Raw genomic sequence first — 19,614 nt, forward strand, 5'->3', positions numbered from 1 at the left:
TAAGGGAGTAGCAATGAAGGGTCGGGTGTATCTCTTCGTATTGCTTGGTATTAGCGCGCTTTCAGCGTGCCAAAGCTCTACGCCGGCAACACCGGCAGTACCGTCGATGGTCACGGATGCAACCGTGACAACCGCGTGGGGAAAACTCGTCGACGATCCGTCGGGCAAACCGTTACGCGGCGTACGCGTTGCGCTGGAACCGTGGAAGCCGTGCCGTGCGGAGCCGAACGTTCCATGGGCCTCCAAGACTCAGAAGCCGTGGAAGCAGCACGAGACGCTCGTGTGTCCGAACGCGCTCGCCACCGTCAAAACGCAAGTCGATGGGAGATTTTCCTTTAGGGCGCCTGCGGGACACTATTTGCTCGTCATCGGCAGCGACGATCCGAGCGATCTTACACGCCCAACGATTCACGACCAGATTTGGCTTAAGGGCGGCTCGCAGCATCTGCTCGCGCCGACGCCTTGTCCGACGCTCTATCCGCCAGGAAAGGTTCCCGCGGGCGCGCGCTGCTTGCCGCCGATTCCGCAAATTACGTTTCCCTCGCCGGAACGCAGCACCGACTACCGTTTGGTGACGATATCCCACTGGGAGAAGCCCTGCATCCGCGCCTTCGACTCGTATCGCGCCAAATGGAATCTCGACCCGGCGGTCGTCGACGAATGGCTAACGGAAAACAATCGCGCCCAAATTAGGGAGGTGCGTTCGCCGCATTTCCATCCTTGGGACGGCAACGCAAATATCACAAGCGGTTTCGTATTCCAGCCTTCAGGAGATAAAGACTGCGCCTTAAGCTTAATGAAGCTCGCCGGCGCTTTCGAAGTCGGCGTCGCAGGAACGCTCAGCTACTCCGCTGATCCACGCTCGCGCTGGGTGGCTGCGCTCAACCAAGCTCTGATAAATGGAAGACCGCAAGACGTCTGGATTAGCAACGGCGAGTATCCGCGAGATCCCCGCAACTGGAAAGACCGATTGTATCCAAGCTGGCCTTAGGTATCAACCGCCATAGCCTGCACCCTGGTCGAACGTGCAGCCTGCCTTTACATTGGCAGGTAGTGTGCTTTCGCCGAGGGTCAAAGAAGATGTAGGCGTCCAGGCCAACAGCGGGTAATCATCCTCTCCAGTCGACCCGGTATAGACATCGGCAGTGAAATTGATATTGTAGGGAACCGTTGCGCAGCCGGTTTGCCGGCCCGCGCTATCATATGTCGGGGTCTCGCGGTTTTGCCAAGTGCTCCACGTTCCCGCACTCGGGCTGTATTTGTATACCTCATCGGCGTAGTAGTATGTGATACAGTTATTGTTGCCGCAGGCGATAGGATTACTGCTGTTATCGTACTTCCACCATTGACCGATCGCTTCGGCGTAGCAAACGCTACCACTCGCGCAAGGCTGGATAACCTCTGCGGCAATCGTGTTTGTCGAACTTACCGTTCCGTTACTGTCCGTGAGAGCAAAGTAGCATTGTGACTGTGATGCCTCCGCGGACCCAATCAGGCTCGCGGTCGGCCCCGCGGCGCTATTGCCCTGCCATGACCAAGAGAGCGAGTTCGAGGGACAAAAGATCTGATCGGACACGCGCGAGGTCAAGAAACTGCCTGAGTAGCCCACCTCGTTCACCAAAACGCTGACTGACTTGCCCGTGCCGAACTTCATATCGACGGCTGCTTCGCCACTTTGACCCTTGTTGTACACCATGCATCCGTTGCTGTCGGTGCCGTATGGTCCAGTTGAGCCTTGATTTGAGAATGGCGCCGTGTCGCTCGCGTCGGGCGTTCCGAACGTATCGTTCGTGTACGCGCGCGGCTGATCGATCGCGCAGGGACCGACCGCAAATCCCGGCATCGGATAGCGTACCGCGCGCGGCCAGGTGTCGACCTCAGCGCTGCCGATGTTCGCGTTGAACGCGATGCCTTCACCGCGCTGCGATCCGGGATACTGATCGTAAATCGTTCCGCCGCAGTCGATCGGCGATCCGGGCACGGTGACCAGCAGCAGCGTGATGCTCGCCGTCGCCGGTTTCGACGATGGCGCACCCGGGGTCGTTCCGCTTGCCGCCGACGCCTTGACGTAGGGCGAGCACGCCGCATCCAACGACACTGCCGGTACCAACGCTTCGCTATCGTACGTCTTTGATAGTGGAATCGTCACCGCGCTGCCCTTCGTGGGAAAATCAGTGCTCGGCAGCGACATCGGCGAGCTGAGATGGGTGTACGTCTTTGCGCCGTACGCCGCCGAGAGCCAGCCCATGACTTGTACGCTCGTATCCGCCTGCTGTCCGTAATCGTCGGCAATCGTCGCGGTGCAGAGTCCTTCACCGGCGGGATCGAGCGGAAAGGCCGCGGGTGCATCGTTCATGCTGTCCGACGAGTTCGGGTACGAATATGGCGTGCTCGGCGGCGGAGTGGGCGTTGCTTTGGCCTCGGCGGCCGAATACGCCGGCGAGTACGGCGACGGCAGGACGTTGGGAAACGCCGCGACGCCGCTTCCGCACGCAAAGCCCGTCGCCGCAAACCAGTGGGTGTATCCCCATTCGGTCGCGACGAACGTTTGCTGCGCGTCAGCGGGCCAATGATAGACCAACGCTGCCGGGGTTACGATCGGAACGTTCGGCGTCGGCGACGGATTCGGTAATCCGGGTGCGCTCGCCACGCTCGACGTGCAGGCCAAGGTGCGGGTTGCGGTCGCACCCGACGGCGCGGAGAACGTTAACACGAACCCGCCCGTCGGACACGCCGGCTCGGCCGCGATCGAGGTAAACGTCGCGTTTCCGTTCGCATCGACCGTGGGATACGCAGGCTTACCGCTGACGTGTCCAGACGCGCCGAAGAAGATCGCGAACGGGGGCGCGCCTAGCGACTTCTCGGAAATGCTCGCATCGCTCGTGACCGGCATCGCGGTCGTGGGCTGTACGGCGTTGGTCGCACTCGGACGGCCGGCGTAGACGCGCAGTGTAAAGCCGCTGCGGCCGGTAATCGGCGCGAAGACGAGGGTCGCTCCGTTCGACGACGTCGCCGCCAGCGCACGCGCAGTACTCATTGCCGCGTCGTAATCGTTTGTGGCTTGCGCGAGCGCCCCCGGATGCAGTCCCATCATCCAGAAGCCGCCGGCGACCAGCAGCGTCGCGACGATCGCACACGCGACGATTGTTTCGATCAGCGTGAAACCGCGTTGACCTTCTCGCATACCACGAGAAGGTGCCCGCAATCAGCCCGGCGAGGCTAAGCGCCGTACCAGCGCAGGTGCGGCCAGATCTGGGAAAGCGGTGCGACCGGGTCGCGGCAGAGGTAAATCGGCGCCGGACCCTCGACCACCCAGCGATACGGCTCGGACGACGTCGCGACCAGGGTGACGTTGCGGTAGTACTTGCGCAAAATGTCGATGCGCGACGCACCGATCGCAAGCATCGTCGAGCCGTCATAGCCGTGGATGCCCCACAGATAGTAGTTGTTCTGACTCGAGATGACCGTCGGCAATCCGTATCGCTGGCCGAAGAAATCGAGCGCGCCGGCATCACCGTACGTGTCGGCGTAAATCGCCGTGCGCCGGCGAACGTCGAGCGGCAGTTTGAAATACTGTACGGCCACGTCGTGCGCCAGGCGCCCCCAGCCGAACTCTTCGGCGAATACCGGCTGCACCAGATGTGCCGGCGTCCCGTTGGATCCGGTGAGTCCGAGGCGTTGACTGTACGTGACGAGCGCGTCGACCGGCAGAATCGGCAGCGAGAGCGGCATCGCAAGGATTCCGACGGCGATCACCGCGCCGAGCTGCGCGTACCGAAACGCGACGGCCGCGCGCTCGATCACGATCGCGCCGAAGGCAAAGAGCGATGCGTACATGCCGACGATGTAATAGCCTTTGGCGTTGAGCGCTGCCGCGACGATGAAGACGAAGATATAGGCATAGGTGACGAATCGCATGTCGCGCACGCGCGAAAGCACGAACGGCGCGCACAGGCCGGCGATCCAAATCGGCGCCGAAACGGGATTGAGATAGAGCAGTTGCTCGAGCGCAAAGGCGCGTGCGTTGGTCCAGAAACTGACGTATTCTAGCGCGACGCCGTTTTGGAAGGTGGGCCGATGCGACGCGTCGCCCTGGAGAACGGTGACGATCGGCCAGCCGTGGGAGGCTTGCCACAAGATGTTGGGCAGCAGCGCCAGGATCGCGGTCAAGGTCGCGATTGCTAGCCACGGCGTGTTGAGGACCCGCCGCTCGCGCGTCAACGACAGCCCGGCCAGTAAGGCGACGGCCAGCAGCGCGATGGAGTACTTCGCGTACCCGCCGAGTACCACCGCGCCCGCGGCGGCCATCCACCATTGCTGCGTGTGCAACGTGTCTTGCCGCACGATGTTGCTGACGAGACGAATGCACGCGTAGACGAGCAACGTCCAGGTGAGCGGCTCGAACGACGACGTCGTTAACGTGTTGCCGAGCAGCAGATACGCCGGCGCGAGCATCGTTGCAAGGCCGGTAAGGATTTGCGCGAAGCGGCCGCCGCCGAGCTCGTTGGTCATCGCGACGGCGAAAAACACGGTCAGCGCTGCGGCGACGATGGGCAGAATCCGCAGCGCCGTGAGTTCGTATCCCGTCGGCATGGAGAGCAAGGCCGCAAGCGCAACGAGCGGCGGCTGATCGACGTAGCCCCACGCCAGGTGCTTCGAACAGGCGATGAAGTAGAGCTCGTCGCGAAAGTAGCCGTATCGCCACGCCGTGCCGAGATGCAGCATCTCGGCTACGATCCCGAGGATGCCTTCGATCATGCGCGCCGCGCGCTCCCAAGCAATCCGAGCGCGAACCCGCAGACTCCCGACCACAACCATGCGCCCAGCGCGATGTTCCAATCCCACCAGAGGCCGTCGGCCAGCAATGTCGCGACGAGATAGACGCCGATGTACGTCATCGGCACGAGCGCCGCGAACCAGAGAAAGGTGTTGCGCCGCGGCTGCGGATCGTAGCGCGCCACGAACGCGTCGGCGACGATGCCGGCGCACAACGATTGCGCGACGGTCACGAGCAGCAACGGCGTTTGGTTGGTAAAGGCCGCGGCCGCCGGAATATTGCCGAGCAAATACAGAATGGTGAGCGTGCCGAACTTCAGCCGCGTGCGAACTGCGGCCCAGAGCCCGAGTCCGGCCATCACGCTGCTTTGGAAGATCACGACCAGCACGCCGAGCGACACTTTGTAATAGCCGAAGGCAAGTGCGGTAAAGTAGGACGCTTGAAACGGTGCGATCGGCGGCGGCGCGTTGGTGCGGCCGGCTGCGGGATCGAACGCGTACGCGGTTCCGAAGTGCACGAGGATGAGCCAGGTCGCTAATCCGAGCGCGAGCGGCAGTTGCCGAGCGAACGTTGCCGGCGTGCGGTCGGCGATCACTGAGCGGATCGGGCCGCTCGACAGAAAGAAAATGCCGAGCCCCAACGCTTGATGCGTCGGGCTCAAGAGCGCGTCGACGCCCTCTTCGATACCCAGGATAAGGTGCCACATCATATCGCCGATGCCTGCGACGATGAAGATCGGAATCCCGAGCAGCGCGAGACGATATGGGCGCGGGACGGTATCGATCCAACGATATCCGCGCAGGCGATTGCGCGCGATAAACACGGCGAGCACGACGATCATCGCCAGCATGCCCGAGTAGAACACGCCGTGATACGGCGTAAAGAACGACTCGACGGGAACGTGACCATGGGCCCAGGCGTCGAGGAAGAAGCCGCTTGCAATCCAGACGCTGCACGCTCCGACGGCATAATCGAAGCCGAGGCTGCGTGGTACTGCCCGCTCCTGCTGCATTGGCGAAGCCTTTAGTGACGGCGTTCGGCGCGTCCTTGCTAGGCAGGAAAAGGCGAACTTCGGTCAGACCAGGACCGCAATGACTCGCGTGCTCGTGGCCTGCCTCTCGTTGCTGTGCGCCGCCGCATGCGCGTCCCCGCCGCCGCCCGTGCCGGACAACGTTTCCGTAGGCCCGGTAGCGTTCAGTGGGTCAATCGAGCATCTTCGAGCGGCTCGGGAACCGATCGTCGCACCAAATGACGCGCCGCCGCAGATAAAAGGCATGCATTTCAATACGCTGGACTTGTGCCGGCAAGCACGCGGCGAATGCCTGGATTTTTGGAGGGGCAGCGTTTTAACCAGCACGAACGTCGCGTCGGTCGAAGTACGCACGAACCTCTTTTCCATCAACGTCCCTCGCACCGATTTTGGGAAGTTCGCGTTCAAGGTTGACGTCCTCGACGTGCCGCCCATCTTCATTCGCGACTATCGACTGCGTGTGATCGCACGCAACAGCGCCGGCGTCGCCGTCGAAGAAGACATGCCCTTCCACATCCGCTAGGAGAGTATGAGTACTAAAGCCGGCTACGCGGTTGACGGCCGAGTTCTCACCATTACGCTCGACCGCCCGGAGCGCAAGAACCCGCTGACGTTCGAGCTGTACGCGCAGCTGCGCGACAAGTTTCGCGCGCTCGCGACCGACGCGAGCGTAAAAGTGGTCGTGCTCACCGGCGCGGGTGAAAACTTCTGTTCGGGCGGTGACGTGCACGACATCATCGGGCCGCTGACCCAGCGATCGAGCGCCGAGTTGCTCGAGTTCACGCAGATGACCGGCGACCTCGTCAAAGCGATGCGCGCCTGCCCGCAGCCGATCGTCGCCGCGGTCGACGGGGTCTGCGCGGGCGCCGGTGCGATTCTCGCGATGGCGTCGGATTTGCGCTACGGCACGGAACGCGCGAAAGTCGCGTTTCTGTTCGTGCGCGTCGGCTTAGCCGGGTGCGACATGGGCGCCTGCGCCATCTTGCCGCGCATCATCGGGCTCGGCCGCGCGAGCGAGTTGCTCTACACCGGAAAAGCGATGACCGCGGCGCAAGCGTTACACTGGGGCTTTTTCAACGAGCTCTGTCTGCCGGACGAACTGCTTATGCGCGCGCAGCAGGCGGCTCACGAACTCGCATCGGGTCCCACGTTCGCGCACGCTATGACCAAGAAGATGCTGCACGAGGAGTGGGCGATGCCGCTGGACGGTGCCATCGACGCAGAAGCGCGCGCCCAAGCGATTTGCATGGAGACCAATGACTTCAAGCGCGCCTACGAGGCGTTCGCCGCAAAGAAGACGCCGGAGTTCGCAGGAGACTGATGCAGATACAGGATCTCATGCTCCCGTTTTTCGACGAGGAGCACCGCGCGTTTTACGGACGCGTTCGCGAATGGCTCAGCAAGAGCGACGTGCTCGACGACGAGCGCCGGCCCGAAGCGAGCGCGCGCGCGTGGGTGCGCGCGTTGGCGTCGGGCGAGGTGCTGCGCGCGTGCGTGCCCGATATGTATACCGGCCTGCGCACGGATCTCGACGTGCGCACGCTCTGTCTGGCGCGCGAGGCGCTCGCGTACCATTCGGCGATGGCGGACTTTGCGTTTGCGATGCAAGGCTTGGGTAGCGGCGCGCTGACGCTGTTCGGCAGCGCCGAGCTCAAAAAGCGCTATCTTCCGATGGTCGCCAACGGCCGCTGCGTGCCGGCGTTTGCCCTTTCCGAACGCGAGGCGGGATCCGACGTTGCGGCAATTCGCACGCGCGCGGTTCTCAAAGACGGTACCTATACACTCGACGGCGAGAAGACCTGGATCTCCAACGCCGGCATCGCCGATCTGTACGTCGTCTTCGCGCGCACCAGCGACGACGGTTCGAAGGGGCTGACCGCGTTTGCGATCGATCCAACGTCGCCGGGATTTACCGTCGGCAAGCGCATCGACACGATCTCGCCGCACCCGCTGGGGACGCTCAGCTTCGAGCGGCTGCGCGTGGCGCCGTCGCAGCGCATCGGAAAGGAAGGTGAGGGCTTCAAAATTGCGATGGCTACGCTCGACGTGTTCCGCAGCACCGTCGGCGCCGCCGCACTGGGCTTCGCGCGCCGGGCGCTGGACGAATCGCTCGCGCACGTCAAGAAACGCGAGCTCTTCGGAGCGCCGCTGGCTGCGCTGCAGTTGACGCAAGCGGCGATTGCGGAGATGGCGACCGACGTCGACGCCGCCGCCCTGCTGGTCTATCGGGCCGCGTGGACGAAGGACGCCGGAGCGCCGCGCATCACGCGCGAAGCCGCGATGGCGAAGTGGTTCGCGACCGAGGCGGCCGGGCGCGTCTGCGATCGCGCCGTACAGCTCTTCGGCGGTCGCGGCGTGACGCACGGCGAGATCGTGGAGCGGCTCTACCGCGACGTTCGCGCCTTACGCATTTACGAAGGAGCCAGCGAAATCCAACAACTGGTGATTGCCAAGCAGACGCTCGACGCGCAGTGAAACTCAGCGCGCACGCCGACACCTTCGCCGAGGATAGGCTTCCGCGGCCCGAGCATATGCCGGAGCTGCTCTTCACCTTGCCCGAACTGCGTTATCCGCAGCGGATCAACGCGGCAGCGCACTTACTCGATCGCCACATCGCGGCAGGCAACGGGGAACGGCGCTGCATCGTCGCGCCGGGGCAGCCGTTCTGGACGTATGCCGAACTTGCGTCCAAGGCCAATCGCATCGCGCGCGTGCTCGTTGAAGATCTTGGCGTCGTGCCGGGAAATCGCGTGCTGTTGCGCGCGCCCAACAACCCGATGCTGGCGGCGTGTTGGCTCGGCGTGCTCAAAGCCGGAGCGATTGCGGTGACGACGATGCCGCTCTATCGTGCCAACGAACTGCGCTTCATGATGGAGAAGGCGCAGGTCAAGCTCGCGCTATGCGACGTGCGCCTGCGCGACGAACTCGCGGCCGCATGCGACGCGTCTGGCGGCGTTAGAACGCTGCATTTTGGCGGCGACGGGGACGAGCTCGAGTTTGCCATGCGCGACCGATCCGACGAGTTTCCGATCGTCGACACCGCCGCCGAGGACGTGGCGATGATCGCGTTTACCTCGGGAACCACCGGCGAGCCCAAAGCGGCGATGCACTACCATCGCGACATTCTGGCCACGTGCGACTCGTACGGTGCGCGCGTGCTGCGGTCGCGACCGGACGATCTGTTTTGCGGCAGTCCGCCGTTGGCGTTTACGTTTGGGCTGGGCGGGTTGCTGCTCTTTCCGCTGGCTATCGGCGCGGCCACGCTTTTGCTCGAGCAGGCGGGTCCCGAGCATTTGATGCGCGGCATCGCCGAGCACGGCGTGACAACGATCTTTACCGCGCCGATCGCCTATCGCGCGATGTGCGGGATGGTGGATCGCTGCAACGTTGGAACGCTGCGCACGTGCGTTTCGGCCGGCGAGACATTGCCCAAACCGGTTTGGGAGGCGTGGCGCGACAAAACCGGACTCAAAATCATGGACGGCATCGGCAGCACCGAGATGCTGCACATTTTTGTCGGGGCTCCGGTCGACGAAATCGTCGGCGGCTCGACGGGCCGCGCCGTACCGGGTTACGTGGCCGAAGTTCACGACGAAGACGGTAACCGCGTGTCCAACGGCACCATCGGCCGGCTCGCCGTCAAAGGTCCGACGGGTTGTAAGTACCTGCAGGACGAGCGCCAAGCCAACTACGTGCAAAACGGTTGGAACTATCCCGGCGACGCGTACCGTATGGACGACGACGGCTACTGCTGGTACGTCGCGCGTACCGACGATATGATCGTCTCTGCCGGGTACAACATCTCCGGTCCCGAGGTAGAACAAGCACTCATCGCCCATGCCGACGTCAAAGAAGTCGCCGTCATCGGCAAGCCCGACCTCGAGAAAGAAACGCATATCGTCAAGGCGTTCATCGTGCTCGCCGACGGGTGCGCGGCCACCGAATGGAAGGCCGACGAGCTGCGCGAGTTTTGCAAGTCGCAGATCGCGCCGTTCAAAGCGCCGCGCGAGATCGAGTTCGTGCGCGAGCTGCCGCGAACGGAGACCGGAAAAGTCCAGCGGTATAAGCTCCGGCAGCAAGCAGCGATCGAATGAAGCCGCAGCGGGCGCTGCTCGTCGCGATCTTCGCCGCGGTCGGTGTGGGTTTCGCGGGCGGCCAGATCGCGCGCGCCGGCTTCCTCGCCATCGCGTGTTTCGTCGTGCTCATCGCGGTGTGGTGGCTGGTCGACCGGCGGTTCGAAGCGCAGCGCTGGTGGCGGCGCGCCGTCGATCCGATCGTGCTCGAGTCGCCGTTTGCCGAACCGTGGCGTGTCGCCGCGGGTGGCCCGGACCCCCGGCATAACCATCACCAAGGCGAGAGCGATCAATATTTCGCCTACGATTTTCTTCCCGTTGACGGCGGCGCCGGCGAGCGGCCGGTGCTGGCACCCTGCGACGGAACGATCGCGTGGACGCAAGAGCGGCACGACGACGCTTGGCTATCGATCGAGATGCAACGCGGGTTCGTGATCCTCGCGCAACTCGCGAAGGGCTCGATCGCTGTCCGCGTTGCCGATACCGTTGTTGCCGGCGTGAAGCTCGCGCAATGCGCGTCGCTGCACGTTCACGCGCAAGATCGCGCGCAAATGGCCGAGGGAATCGCGCAGGGAATTCCGATTGCGTTCATGGACGAGCGCGGCATCGCGCAGGTTCTCGAGTACGGCGACGTGCTCGATTCAGCTGGCAAGATGTAGGCGTTTTGTCCCAGACCGCAGGCAAGCAGGCCTCGTCACCGAAATGTTGCGCCGTGAAATTTTGGAGCCGCCTTTTATGCATGGGTTACTTGCTGTTTTGCTGCGCTTGCGCGGGCACGTCGCTGACCGACAAGAACGGCGCGAACGGTGAGGATTACCTGAAATCCACGCTTCCTCGCGTTATGGGAACCTGGAGCGCCATTGACCTCGATAAAGAGGCCTCTCCAGAGCTTTACAAGGCGACACCGCGAACGCGAATGGAGTGGATGCTCGGAATTTTTCGACGCAAGCTGGGACCCTTGAAATCGTTCACGGTGGCGAACTGGAACGTCAACGCCGGCTGGTACCCGCAGACCGGTCCAATTACGACCGAAGACTACGGACTTAACGCGCGCTTCCAGAAGGGACCCGGAACGATTGAGATCGTCATTGCACATCAGCGAGGAGCCTGGAAGATCTCTGGCTTCAATATAAACTCCGACGAACTCTTAAAGTAGTTACCAGCGCAGCAGTAACGGTAGTTCTGGGCGTAAGTCGGCGCTCTCGCCTTTGACGGCGTGATCGAAGAACAGTTCCGCGACGTAGTCGTTCTCTTCGGCGAAGCTCGCTATGCCTAATCCCGCCGCCGTTCTGGCTCCGGGTGACTGAGCACCGCCCGGCGCCGCGATGCGCACGTGCGTGAGCTCGCGAAGGCCAAGCGGATGTTCGAGCGGCTCGCGCGCTTTTGCTTGCGGCGACGTCGCGAAGTTCACGTAGAGAAACTCCGGCTCGGTCAGCGGCGTCGCGAGCGCGATGCCGATCGCGACTTGCGACGGCAGATAGGGCGCGTGATAGGCCCACGTTGGAAAGGGCGGCGGTGCCTCGGCGTCGACCGGATCGTCGGGACGCAGCGCGATGCCGAACGGACACGCGCCGTCGTGACGGCGTACCCAACGTTCCCACAGCCGCGTGCGAAACGCCGGCTCGGCGCGCGACGCACTGAGGTCGTCGACCCAAACGAGCTCGAGATAGGCGTTGTGAAAGAAGAACCGCCGATTGGCCGTGCCTTGTCCGTGATGTACGTTCGCGGAGCCTTCGAGCAGACCGAGCGCCGTGAGTGCGTCGGCTTGCGGTGCGCCTGGGTCGCAGATCAACACGAAGTGGTCGAGCGCAGGCTTCATTCCGGAAGGACTGCCGTCGCTTCGATTTCGATCTTGGCGCCTTCTTCGAGCAGCGCCGCCACCTGCACGAGCGCCATCGCGGGATAATGCTCGCCGACGATTTTCTTGTAGCACGCGCCGAGCTCGCGTAAGCACGCACGGTACTCGTTCTTGTCGGTAATGTACCAGGTCAGCCGAACGAGGTGTTCGGGCTTGCCGCCCGCGGCCGCGAGGATGTCCATGACGTTGCTGAGCGCTTGACACGCTTGGTCCAGGAAATCGTCGGAGACCAGCTGCAGCTGCTCGTCCCAGCCGATTTGGCCGGAGATGGCCAAGAATCGGCCCGTCGCGACGACGCCGTTGGAAAAGCCGCTGGGTCGCGGCCAGCCTTCAGGATTTATCTGCACGCCGTAATGGTAGCGTCAACAACCCGGAAACCGCAAGATTGACAACCAGCGCGTAGAGTGCAATGAAGCCGGTTAACGAGCCGCCGAACGCATGAATCGTGAAGTTCGAATTGAAGCCGGTCGCGTAGGCCATGGCACAGCTTGCGATCAGGCCGCAGGCCCAACCCGCAAAAAGCGCCTTTGGATGAAGGGCGCGCGTCCACAAGCCCAGGACGAAGGCCGGGAAGATCTGGAGCATCAGCGCGCCGCCGATCAGTTGAAAGTCGATGACGTACGGGACGCGCACGAAGAAGATCACTACAAGCGCCGCGGCGCACATCGCGAGCGTCAGCAGCTTCGCGACGCGCGTTTCGCCCGGCGGCCGCTGCGTCGAAAACTCCGCGAAGACGTTGCTGGCGAACAGATTCGCCGCGCCGATGCACATGATGGCTGCGGGAACCAGCGCGCCGATCACCACCGCCGCATCGGCCACGCCGGCAAACCAGTCGGGAAAGAACTGCCGGAAGAGCAGCGGCACGACGTTGCTGGCGGCCGACTGCGGAACCTTGATGCCCGCTGCCAACGCGCAGTACCCCAGCAGCGCGAGCAATCCGAGCAGCAGCGAATAGATCGGTAAGAGCGCGGCATTGCGCCGCAGGACTTCCTTGCTCTTGGCCGAGAGCACGCTGGTAATCGAGTGCGGATAGATGAACAGTGAGAGCGCGGAACCGAACGCCATCGTCGCGTACGTGAAGTACTGCGACGGCGTCAAGAAAATCGACGACGGTTTCGGGCGCGCGGCGAGCACTGCTTGCGACGCGGAAAACACGTGCGCCCAGCCGCCGAGCTTGGCTGGGATCACGACGATCGCCGCAATGACGGTGACGTAAATGAGTGTGTCCTTCACGAATGCGATGAGCGCCGGCGCGCGCAGTCCGCTGGTGTACGTGTAGCCCGCAAGCAGCACGAACGCAATGGTGAGGGCGAAAAGTCCGTCGTGCGCCGCGAAGCCGCCGCCGATCTGCGCGAAGACCGTCTTCATTCCCGCCAACTGCAGCGCGATGTACGGCATCGCCGCAACGACGCCGGTCAGCGCGATGGCGACCTCCAGTGCGCGATCGTTATAGCGGTCGCGCACGAAATCGGCCGTCGTCAGATAGCCGCGCTCGCGCGCGATCCCCCAAAACCGCACCAAGACGACGAGGGCGACGGGATAAGCGATCGTCGCGTACGGAACGGCGAAGAAGCCTAGCGCGCCGACGCCATAGACCAATGCGGGAACGGCGATGAACGTGTAGGCCGTATACAGATCGCCGCCCAGCAAAAACCACGACACGAGAGTGCCGAACCTGCGTCCGCCCAGCGCCCATTCCTCGATCGAGTTGAGGTTGGCGCCGCCCCAGCGAGCGGCGAGGAAGCCCATAATCGTGACGGCACCGACCAGTACCAGCAGAACGATCGAACCGCTAGACATCGCCCGCGTCCCGCGTGAGATAAACGACGAGTCCTAACAGACCGCCGGTAATTAACACCCAGAGCAGTTGATACCAATAGAAGAACGGCATCCCGAAGAGCACCGGCTCGGGGCGATTGTAGAGAAACGGCAGCAGAAGTGCCACGAACGGCACGACGAGCAACCAATACGCCTTGCGCTTATTCACGCTATCGTTCCAACGGCATCGAGCGTTCCGCCCAAATCGCGCCTAGCGAGAACCGCCCGAAAATTGTCGCAAACGTCATTCCGGCCAAACAAATGCCGGCGCCGAGCAGCTGATGCGGCTCGAATCGTGCGTGCAGTATCAGCGTGCTGGCGATGCCGGCGACGATCGGTACGAGAAAGCCGAAGAGTCCCGCCCGCGCCGCACCGATCTTGGCGATGCCATAGTTCCACACCGGCCACGTCAAGACGATCGGGAAGACGACCGCGAAGGCAAACGGCCCCCAGACATTCCAGCCCATCGTCAGCAAATCGGCGTGAAGTAATCGCGGAATGCCGGCCGGATAGAGCATCAGTCCGCCGATCGTCATCGTGATCGCGACCAGTGCGACGGGCGAATACCGCCCAATCAGTCGCGCGGTGGCGACGTTGTAGCCGGCAAACGACACCGATGACAGCAGCGTGAGCAAGTCGCCGATGCGAAACGTCGCATGTCCGGCAAACGCGCCTTCGAAAACCGCGATGCCGAGGAGCGCGACCGCAGCGCCGGCCCAGCGCAGCGCGCGAATTCGTTCGTGGCCGGTAAGCGCTAGGATCACTAAAGTGAATACGGGCGCGGTCGCGCCGAGCAGCGACGACGCAAACGCGCTGGTGTTGGCGAGTCCCAGCGTCCAGAGGTACTGATAGATGCCGTAGCCGCAGGCGGCGCACACCACGAGGGGGACGATGTCCTGGCGACGGACGTGGACGCGCTCCCCGGTCGCGTAGACCAGGCCGAACGCCAGCGGGGTCATGGCGAGGAAGCGCAGTGCCGTAAACGCGAGCGGATCTAAGTGCGCAAACGCGCCTTTCATCAGCACTACGTTGAGGCCCCAGCAGACGATTACGTAGAGCAAACCGCCGTAAACGAGCACGAGCGGCGCTGTTCGTGGACGCGGTCAGAAAGGCCCGCGACGAGCAAACGCCTGGCTGCTGGGAAGGAGCGCCGAGCTGCCACAAGGTTCGTAGGGGACGCGGGGCTAACAGGCTTCCCCATAACCGAAGACTTCAATCAACGAAAGGGCGTGCAATGTCGGTTTCCCAGCCTCCCTCGGACACCCCATTCGGTCTTCAACCCAACGTCGCTGCAGGTCTTGCGTATCTGTTCGGCATCATCGGCGGCATCGTCATGCTCGTCGGCGGCGGCACGAACACGTTCGTGAAATGGGCCGCGGCGCAGTCGATCACGCTGTGGGGCGTATATATCGTCCTCGAGTTCGCGCTGATATTCTTGACCGGAATCGTGCACATTCTCGGCCTGATTCTGCCGCTCATTGGATTGCTGTGGTTCGTCCTGTGGCTCTGGACGATGATCACCGCATTTCAGGGCAAAGAAGTTCGCGTTCCCGTGATCGCGGACTTGACCACGAATATCTTCAAGACTGCACCCGCGACGTAGTCCGCGTTACGGCGACCAGGCGGACGGGGTTACCGCCTGACGCTGAATCTCCGTATGCCATACGTTTGCAGGTATGGTTGCGCCCGTTCGCTGGTTTTCATAGAGAACGTCGATGAGAGTCCCAGGCGCGGTGCCGTTCGGTACCGCGCCTCCATCATCTCCGGCGCCGGCCGGCGCTAACGCTTCCAGCGATTCGTCGAGCGTTCCGGTCAGCGCGGCGTACGGCGCAACGCGCCACGTTCGGAACGTCAGTCGCGCGTCGCGCGACGCGAGGATCGTTCCGCTCGCGCTCGATGCCTCGGCGGTGACGTCAGCGATGACGCGGCCTTCGGTTACGGCGTCGTTGTCTTGTTCGTAGATCGTGCAGCCGCCGCTGGGACAGGGCGACGCGGTTGCGGAGGCAAGCGAAAACGCAATCGTTGCTTTCGCTTGGAGCGCGCAGCCCGCGGTCGTGGCGATCGCGCACGTCGCCGCCGGCGACGGCGCGACGGGAAGCGCGTCGCGCGGATCGGCTCCGGCCGCGATGGCGGCGGCGATGCTCTCGCGCGATTGAACCGTTGCGGAGGCGAGCTCCTGACGTACCGCGACGGCGGCTTCGCGCCGAAGCAGCCCTTGCGCGAGGGCGTGCGCGCCGTGAACGATGGTTTCCGACAGCGCCGTAAACAGCACCAAGACGAAGAGCGTTCGCAGCAGCATCGGAAGTTCCTAAGGCGCGCCGGTCGGCGCTGCTGCCAACCCCGGCGCGTGCAGGATCGAACCGGGCAGCGGCGCGCGGCGGTCGAGGGTTCCGGTCAACGCGATCTGCTGCGTCGGATCGCCGATCGCAACGACGCCGACGGTTATCGACGTCGCGCCGTCCGGCGCTACCGACGAGCTGACGGAGATTCGAACGGGCAGCGGTGACGCGCTCGCAAGCGGAAGCGTCGTCGCGATCGACGCCGGTGCGAGCGCACCGCCTTGATACTTCAGCACGTCGAGCGCCACACGCATCTCGCCCTCGGCTGCGTCTTGCATGACGCCCCGCATCGCAGCGTTTGCGGCGGCATGTGACGCCATCGCGCTGACGCCCAGCGTCGCGCCGGCGACCGTCGCTAAGATCCCGATCGCGATCGTGGTTTCGAAAAGCGTGCCCACGCCGGGCGCAGTGCCCACCTTGGGGGCAGCGGAAGACCTAGCAGCGGCCGTTCGAAGACGTAGGTCACGAGCGCCGCTTGCGCGATCGTCGCGGCAAAGGCGATCTGGGTGTAGCGCACTTGCCACTGCGGATCGAAGTGGGGATCGTCGCCAATGTACGGCGGAATATGGAACTTCAGCAGATCGCGCGCAATGAGTTGGTGGTAGAGGTAGAGATTGTACGAAATCGCCGCCAGAAAGCGCAGCGGCGGGTTATCGAAGAGCAGCTGCCACCACGCCGGCGCCAGCAGCGATCCAAAGGCGACCAGCGCAAAGCAGCCGCCGAGCAGCGGACGCTTGTCGATCTGCCACACGCCGGCCCACTGGTCGGCGAGGCGAAAGCCGAACAGATTCTGGAGCAGTGCGACGAGCCCGACGATGCCGGCCAAGGCGACGACCGGCGCGGCTACCCCCAAGCGCGACGCGCGAATGCGATCGCCGAAGCGTACGAACGCGTACGACGCGATCATGCCGCAGGCGAAGATGTCCAGGTAGCCGGGCAGGTTCTCTTCGTAGGTCGGAAAGAGCGTCTGCATGCAGCACTTGGCGTACCACGCGCGCCATATCCACGCGATCGCGATCATAACCGCTGCGGTTAACCACGGCGCGCGCTTGAAGCTTTGCCAGATCAGCGGAAAGATGCAGTAGAACTCGACCTCGACGGCGAGCGTCCACATCACGCCGTTGATGGTGCCGTAGCGATCGGGAAACCACGTGTGAATAAAGAGCAAGTGCGTCACGATGTCGGGCAGGGTGTTCGCGTTGGGCTGTACCTGCGCGTAGCCGATCGCGTACGCTACGCCGATGGCGAGCACGTAGGACGGCACGATTTTCAGAAATCGCCGCCACGCGAAGTGCGACCAGCTCGGTTGAGCGCGGCCGAGCGCGACCGCGCGAACGAACGGATACGAGATCACGAATCCGCTAAGAAAGAAGAACAGATGGACGCCAATGAAGCCGGTCTCGGGCACGAACTCCAGCCACGATGCGGGCGCCGGGAGCCACGAGATCTCCCAGACGTGATACCACAACACGAGCAGGACGGCGATACCGCGCAGTCCGTCTAAAACGCCGAGCCGTTTCTCTTCGTGAAGGGTTCCGCTAGCCGCCATTACGGGTGGTACGTACGAGCCGTGTGGCGGGCGAGCTGATCGGCGTAGTAGTAGACGTCGCGCAGGTTGCCTGAGGCATAGCGGGCGGCTTCGTCGTTGAAGTGCGGCGACGCCGGGTTGCCGCTTTCGCCGCCCGCCGTCACTGCTCGCGCTCGTACGCGATCGCCGAACTCCACGACGGCGACGAAGCTGTTTCCCGAAATACCGTAACGCCGCTTCGTTTGGGTCTGCGTCGTGTAGAACGCGGCGAGCGAGCCCCAAAAGCCTGACGTGAACGGCACCGGAATGCTGGGTTTGTCATCGTAGAAGCGCGCGTCGATGTCGTCGTCGAGGCGTTGGAAGCGATTGACCGTACCCCAGGGCGTGCGCCACGTTCCAAAGTCGGCATCGAGCTGCCCGACCGCATGGACGAGCGCCGCGAGTTTCTTGTCGCGCGGTGCGTAGAGCATGCGCGAATACGTCGCTTCCAGTTCGTCCTCTTCACGGCGCACTGCGCCGCGCAGCGTGTCGCCCCAATAGACGGCCAGGGTCGTCGGAATCGACGTCGCCGCCCAGCGGTAGTTCCACGAGCGCAGCATCGCAATCGGTCCGCGCAACGCCGCGACGCGCGGATCGCTCTTGGGCAGCTCATCGTACGCGGCGATCAGGCGCGGAATCATTTCAGCAAAGGCCGGCAAGTAGGAATCGAAAGCCGCGGCTTGCAGAGAGTCGAGCGTGAAGTTGCGCCGGCCCGTCAGCAGCCGCGTGTCGTGCACGCCGCGCATATTTGGACCGAGCTGGTCCATGTACCGCGGATAGGCACTGCGCTTAGGGCTATGGCTGCCGGCAGCCGAATACGCCCAATCGTTGGAGTTGAAGACCCACCCGTTGGGCGGATCGACCACGTTAGGCATCGCGCTCAACGGAAGAAGACCGCGCCAATCGGTGGCTGGATTCGATCCGTCGACGGTTTTCGTGTAGTCGAATCGGTTGTCTCGCCGCGGAATGAACTGCGGGGTCATGAAGGCGATCTCGCCCTTGCGGTCGGCGAAGATCGTATTGTTCGAGGAGTTGGCTTTGTAGCGGTCGGCGATCGCGCGGTACGACGCGAAATCGGCGGCTTTGGTTCGATAAAACGACTGGCTGAGCGCCGCGACCGGCTTGTCCATCAGCGCGACGGCGATCCATTTGGAGCCCTCTTTGGCGACGATGGGACCGTGATGAGTGCGGTAGACGGTAAGCGTCCGCGACGCGAGATCGCCTCCGCGGGTCCGGTAACGTAACGTGACCGACGAGACCGTCACGGGGCGCAGCTGCGAGCCGTAACGATAGCAGAGCTCGCCGTTCTTGCGCACGATCGTTTCGGCAAAAAAGTCGACGTCGTTGACGCCGGTGCTGGTGTGCATCCAGCCGATGTTTTGATTGAAGCCTTGATAGATGAAAAACTGACCCCACGTTGCGGCGCCGTAAGCATCGAGACCTTCGTCGCTGCGCATCTGGAGCTCGGAGCGGAAGTAGAAGGACGTGTGCGGGTTGATGAGCAGCAGCGCGCGTCCCTGCTTGGTCATCGACGGCGCCAGGGCGATGCCGTTCGATCCGATGTCGCGCAGCTGCTCGTCCGTGCGTCGCGTCAGTGCGACGGCGCGGCCCTCGCCGTAAAACGCGCGCAGTCCGATGGGCGAAATATCCTCGATATCGCCGCCGATGCTGCCTTCGGTAAAGCTGAGCGCCATCCACGGCTCGAAATGCCGCAGCACTTTCGGATGGACCTTTGGATGCGTTGCGAGGAAATAGTTGAGGCCGTCCGCCCACGCGTCCATGAGCTTGCGCAGGTTTGCCGGACTTCGGTCGTACAACGCTTGGAGCTTCGCGGGATCGGCGTAGAAGCGATAGCGTAGATCGGCGTAGATCGCGTTCTCGCCCTCGAACTCGGCGGTGCGCCCTAACGCGGTCAAATAGTTGGTTTCGACGCGATCGAAATCGTCTTCGGCCTGCGCGTAGATCGCCCCGAAAACGGCATCGGCGTCGGTCTTGCCGTGAACGTGCGCGATGCCCCAATCGTCGCGCACGATCGTGACGTCGGCCGCCTCACGCTGCCACCGCGCCATGTCGGGCCTTACCGTGCCGGCCGACCCCAAGGCGAGCAAGAGGCCGACGGCGGCGAGCAGCTTCATAGCCCGAGCATTGGCGC

General features: G+C 63.3%; 20 protein-coding genes. 8 read left to right on the top strand and 12 right to left on the bottom strand.

The window, feature by feature from the left end:
• Positions 1–13: 13 nt before the first annotated feature.
• Positions 14–991, top strand: a complete 978-nt coding sequence (locus VGG89_05205; GenBank protein ID HEY1975915.1) for a hypothetical protein — start codon at positions 14–16, stop codon at positions 989–991.
• Between the two features lie 3 nt (positions 992–994).
• Here VGG89_05205 and VGG89_05210 read toward each other — a convergent pair whose 3' ends face one another.
• From VGG89_05210 to VGG89_05220, 3 genes are read right to left on the bottom strand one after another with little or no spacing between them, the layout of a single operon-like run.
• A complete protein-coding gene (locus VGG89_05210) occupies positions 995–3,184 on the bottom strand; it encodes a type II secretion system protein (GenBank protein ID HEY1975916.1) in 2,190 nt (729 codons plus the stop codon).
• Between the two features lie 35 nt (positions 3,185–3,219).
• Entirely contained in the window at positions 3,220–4,758 is a 1,539-nt protein-coding gene (locus tag VGG89_05215) for a glycosyltransferase family 39 protein (GenBank protein HEY1975917.1), read from the bottom strand.
• Positions 4,755–5,789: a hypothetical protein gene (locus VGG89_05220; GenBank protein HEY1975918.1), complete on the bottom strand. Its 1,035-nt coding sequence runs from the start codon at positions 5,787–5,789 to the stop codon at positions 4,755–4,757. The genes VGG89_05215 and VGG89_05220 overlap by 4 nt, the downstream gene beginning before the upstream one ends.
• A gap of 79 nt (positions 5,790–5,868) precedes the next feature.
• Between VGG89_05220 and VGG89_05225 the strand changes: the two genes are divergently transcribed.
• From VGG89_05225 to VGG89_05250, 6 genes are all read left to right on the top strand, one after another.
• Positions 5,869–6,330 carry a hypothetical protein gene (locus tag VGG89_05225; GenBank protein ID HEY1975919.1) on the top strand — a complete coding sequence of 154 codons (462 nt, stop codon included), beginning with the start codon at positions 5,869–5,871 and terminating at the stop codon, positions 6,328–6,330.
• A gap of 6 nt (positions 6,331–6,336) precedes the next feature.
• Entirely contained in the window at positions 6,337–7,128 is a 792-nt protein-coding gene (locus tag VGG89_05230) for an enoyl-CoA hydratase family protein (GenBank protein HEY1975920.1), read from the top strand.
• Complete coding sequence (locus tag VGG89_05235; GenBank protein HEY1975921.1) at positions 7,128–8,282, top strand: acyl-CoA dehydrogenase family protein; 1,155 nt, start codon at positions 7,128–7,130, stop codon at positions 8,280–8,282. Before VGG89_05230 ends, VGG89_05235 begins: the two co-directional genes overlap by 1 nt.
• Complete coding sequence (locus VGG89_05240; protein ID HEY1975922.1) at positions 8,279–9,901, top strand: AMP-binding protein; 1,623 nt, start codon at positions 8,279–8,281, stop codon at positions 9,899–9,901. Before VGG89_05235 ends, VGG89_05240 begins: the two co-directional genes overlap by 4 nt.
• On the top strand, positions 9,898–10,539 hold the full coding sequence (locus VGG89_05245) for a hypothetical protein (GenBank protein HEY1975923.1): 642 nt from the start codon (positions 9,898–9,900) through the stop codon (positions 10,537–10,539). Before VGG89_05240 ends, VGG89_05245 begins: the two co-directional genes overlap by 4 nt.
• A gap of 80 nt (positions 10,540–10,619) precedes the next feature.
• Positions 10,620–11,036: a hypothetical protein gene (locus VGG89_05250; protein HEY1975924.1), complete on the top strand. Its 417-nt coding sequence runs from the start codon at positions 10,620–10,622 to the stop codon at positions 11,034–11,036.
• On the opposite strand, the gene VGG89_05255 is transcribed toward VGG89_05250, so the two are convergent.
• From VGG89_05255 to VGG89_05275, 5 genes are read right to left on the bottom strand one after another with little or no spacing between them, the layout of a single operon-like run.
• Positions 11,037–11,699: a VOC family protein gene (locus VGG89_05255; protein HEY1975925.1), complete on the bottom strand. Its 663-nt coding sequence runs from the start codon at positions 11,697–11,699 to the stop codon at positions 11,037–11,039. It abuts the gene before it with no gap.
• On the bottom strand, positions 11,696–12,085 hold the full coding sequence (locus VGG89_05260; protein HEY1975926.1) for a RidA family protein: 390 nt from the start codon (positions 12,083–12,085) through the stop codon (positions 11,696–11,698). The genes VGG89_05255 and VGG89_05260 overlap by 4 nt, the downstream gene beginning before the upstream one ends.
• A complete protein-coding gene (locus VGG89_05265) occupies positions 12,069–13,538 on the bottom strand; it encodes a sodium:solute symporter (protein HEY1975927.1) in 1,470 nt (489 codons plus the stop codon). The genes VGG89_05260 and VGG89_05265 overlap by 17 nt, the downstream gene beginning before the upstream one ends.
• Entirely contained in the window at positions 13,531–13,725 is a 195-nt protein-coding gene (locus tag VGG89_05270; protein HEY1975928.1) for a DUF3311 domain-containing protein, read from the bottom strand. The genes VGG89_05265 and VGG89_05270 overlap by 8 nt, the downstream gene beginning before the upstream one ends.
• Before the next feature lies 1 nt (position 13,726).
• Entirely contained in the window at positions 13,727–14,635 is a 909-nt protein-coding gene (locus VGG89_05275) for a DMT family transporter (GenBank protein ID HEY1975929.1), read from the bottom strand.
• 155 nt (positions 14,636–14,790) lie between these two features.
• Here VGG89_05275 and VGG89_05280 point away from each other — a divergent pair, with 155 nt between their 5' ends.
• A complete protein-coding gene (locus VGG89_05280; GenBank protein HEY1975930.1) occupies positions 14,791–15,159 on the top strand; it encodes a hypothetical protein in 369 nt (122 codons plus the stop codon).
• 6 nt (positions 15,160–15,165) lie between these two features.
• On the opposite strand, the gene VGG89_05285 is transcribed toward VGG89_05280, so the two are convergent.
• From VGG89_05285 to VGG89_05300, 4 genes are read right to left on the bottom strand one after another with little or no spacing between them, the layout of a single operon-like run.
• Positions 15,166–15,855, bottom strand: coding sequence for a hypothetical protein (locus tag VGG89_05285; protein ID HEY1975931.1), 690 nt, complete (start codon positions 15,853–15,855; stop codon positions 15,166–15,168).
• 9 nt (positions 15,856–15,864) lie between these two features.
• Positions 15,865–16,293: a hypothetical protein gene (locus VGG89_05290; GenBank protein ID HEY1975932.1), complete on the bottom strand. Its 429-nt coding sequence runs from the start codon at positions 16,291–16,293 to the stop codon at positions 15,865–15,867.
• Positions 16,251–17,444 (bottom strand): acyltransferase, encoded by a 1,194-nt coding sequence (locus tag VGG89_05295; GenBank protein ID HEY1975933.1) that lies wholly within the window; start codon positions 17,442–17,444, stop codon positions 16,251–16,253. Before VGG89_05295 ends, VGG89_05290 begins: the two co-directional genes overlap by 43 nt.
• Complete coding sequence (locus VGG89_05300) at positions 17,444–19,597, bottom strand: penicillin acylase family protein (protein HEY1975934.1); 2,154 nt, start codon at positions 19,595–19,597, stop codon at positions 17,444–17,446. Before VGG89_05300 ends, VGG89_05295 begins: the two co-directional genes overlap by 1 nt.
• Positions 19,598–19,614: the final 17 nt, after the last annotated feature.

Source organism: Candidatus Baltobacteraceae bacterium (assembly GCA_036488875.1).
GTDB lineage: Bacteria > Vulcanimicrobiota > Vulcanimicrobiia > Vulcanimicrobiales > Vulcanimicrobiaceae > JAFAHZ01.

Bases quoted from the DNA above. Each gene is read 5' to 3' on its own strand.
- VGG89_05205 (HEY1975915.1), top strand. From the start codon at position 14: ATGAAGGGTCGGGTGTATCTCTTCGTATTGCTTGGTATTAGCGCGCTT.
- VGG89_05210 (HEY1975916.1), bottom strand. From the start codon at position 3,184: ATGCGAGAAGGTCAACGCGGTTTCACGCTGATCGAAACAATCGTCGCG.
- VGG89_05215 (HEY1975917.1), bottom strand. From the start codon at position 4,758: ATGATCGAAGGCATCCTCGGGATCGTAGCCGAGATGCTGCATCTCGGC.
- VGG89_05220 (HEY1975918.1), bottom strand. From the start codon at position 5,789: ATGCAGCAGGAGCGGGCAGTACCACGCAGCCTCGGCTTCGATTATGCC.
- VGG89_05225 (HEY1975919.1), top strand. From the start codon at position 5,869: ATGACTCGCGTGCTCGTGGCCTGCCTCTCGTTGCTGTGCGCCGCCGCA.
- VGG89_05230 (HEY1975920.1), top strand. From the start codon at position 6,337: ATGAGTACTAAAGCCGGCTACGCGGTTGACGGCCGAGTTCTCACCATT.
- VGG89_05235 (HEY1975921.1), top strand. From the start codon at position 7,128: ATGCAGATACAGGATCTCATGCTCCCGTTTTTCGACGAGGAGCACCGC.
- VGG89_05245 (HEY1975923.1), top strand. From the start codon at position 9,898: ATGAAGCCGCAGCGGGCGCTGCTCGTCGCGATCTTCGCCGCGGTCGGT.
- VGG89_05250 (HEY1975924.1), top strand. From the start codon at position 10,620: ATGGGTTACTTGCTGTTTTGCTGCGCTTGCGCGGGCACGTCGCTGACC.
- VGG89_05255 (HEY1975925.1), bottom strand. From the start codon at position 11,699: ATGAAGCCTGCGCTCGACCACTTCGTGTTGATCTGCGACCCAGGCGCA.
- VGG89_05265 (HEY1975927.1), bottom strand. From the start codon at position 13,538: ATGTCTAGCGGTTCGATCGTTCTGCTGGTACTGGTCGGTGCCGTCACG.
- VGG89_05280 (HEY1975930.1), top strand. From the start codon at position 14,791: ATGTCGGTTTCCCAGCCTCCCTCGGACACCCCATTCGGTCTTCAACCC.
- VGG89_05285 (HEY1975931.1), bottom strand. From the start codon at position 15,855: ATGCTGCTGCGAACGCTCTTCGTCTTGGTGCTGTTTACGGCGCTGTCG.
- VGG89_05295 (HEY1975933.1), bottom strand. From the start codon at position 17,444: ATGGCGGCTAGCGGAACCCTTCACGAAGAGAAACGGCTCGGCGTTTTA.
- VGG89_05300 (HEY1975934.1), bottom strand. From the start codon at position 19,597: ATGAAGCTGCTCGCCGCCGTCGGCCTCTTGCTCGCCTTGGGGTCGGCC.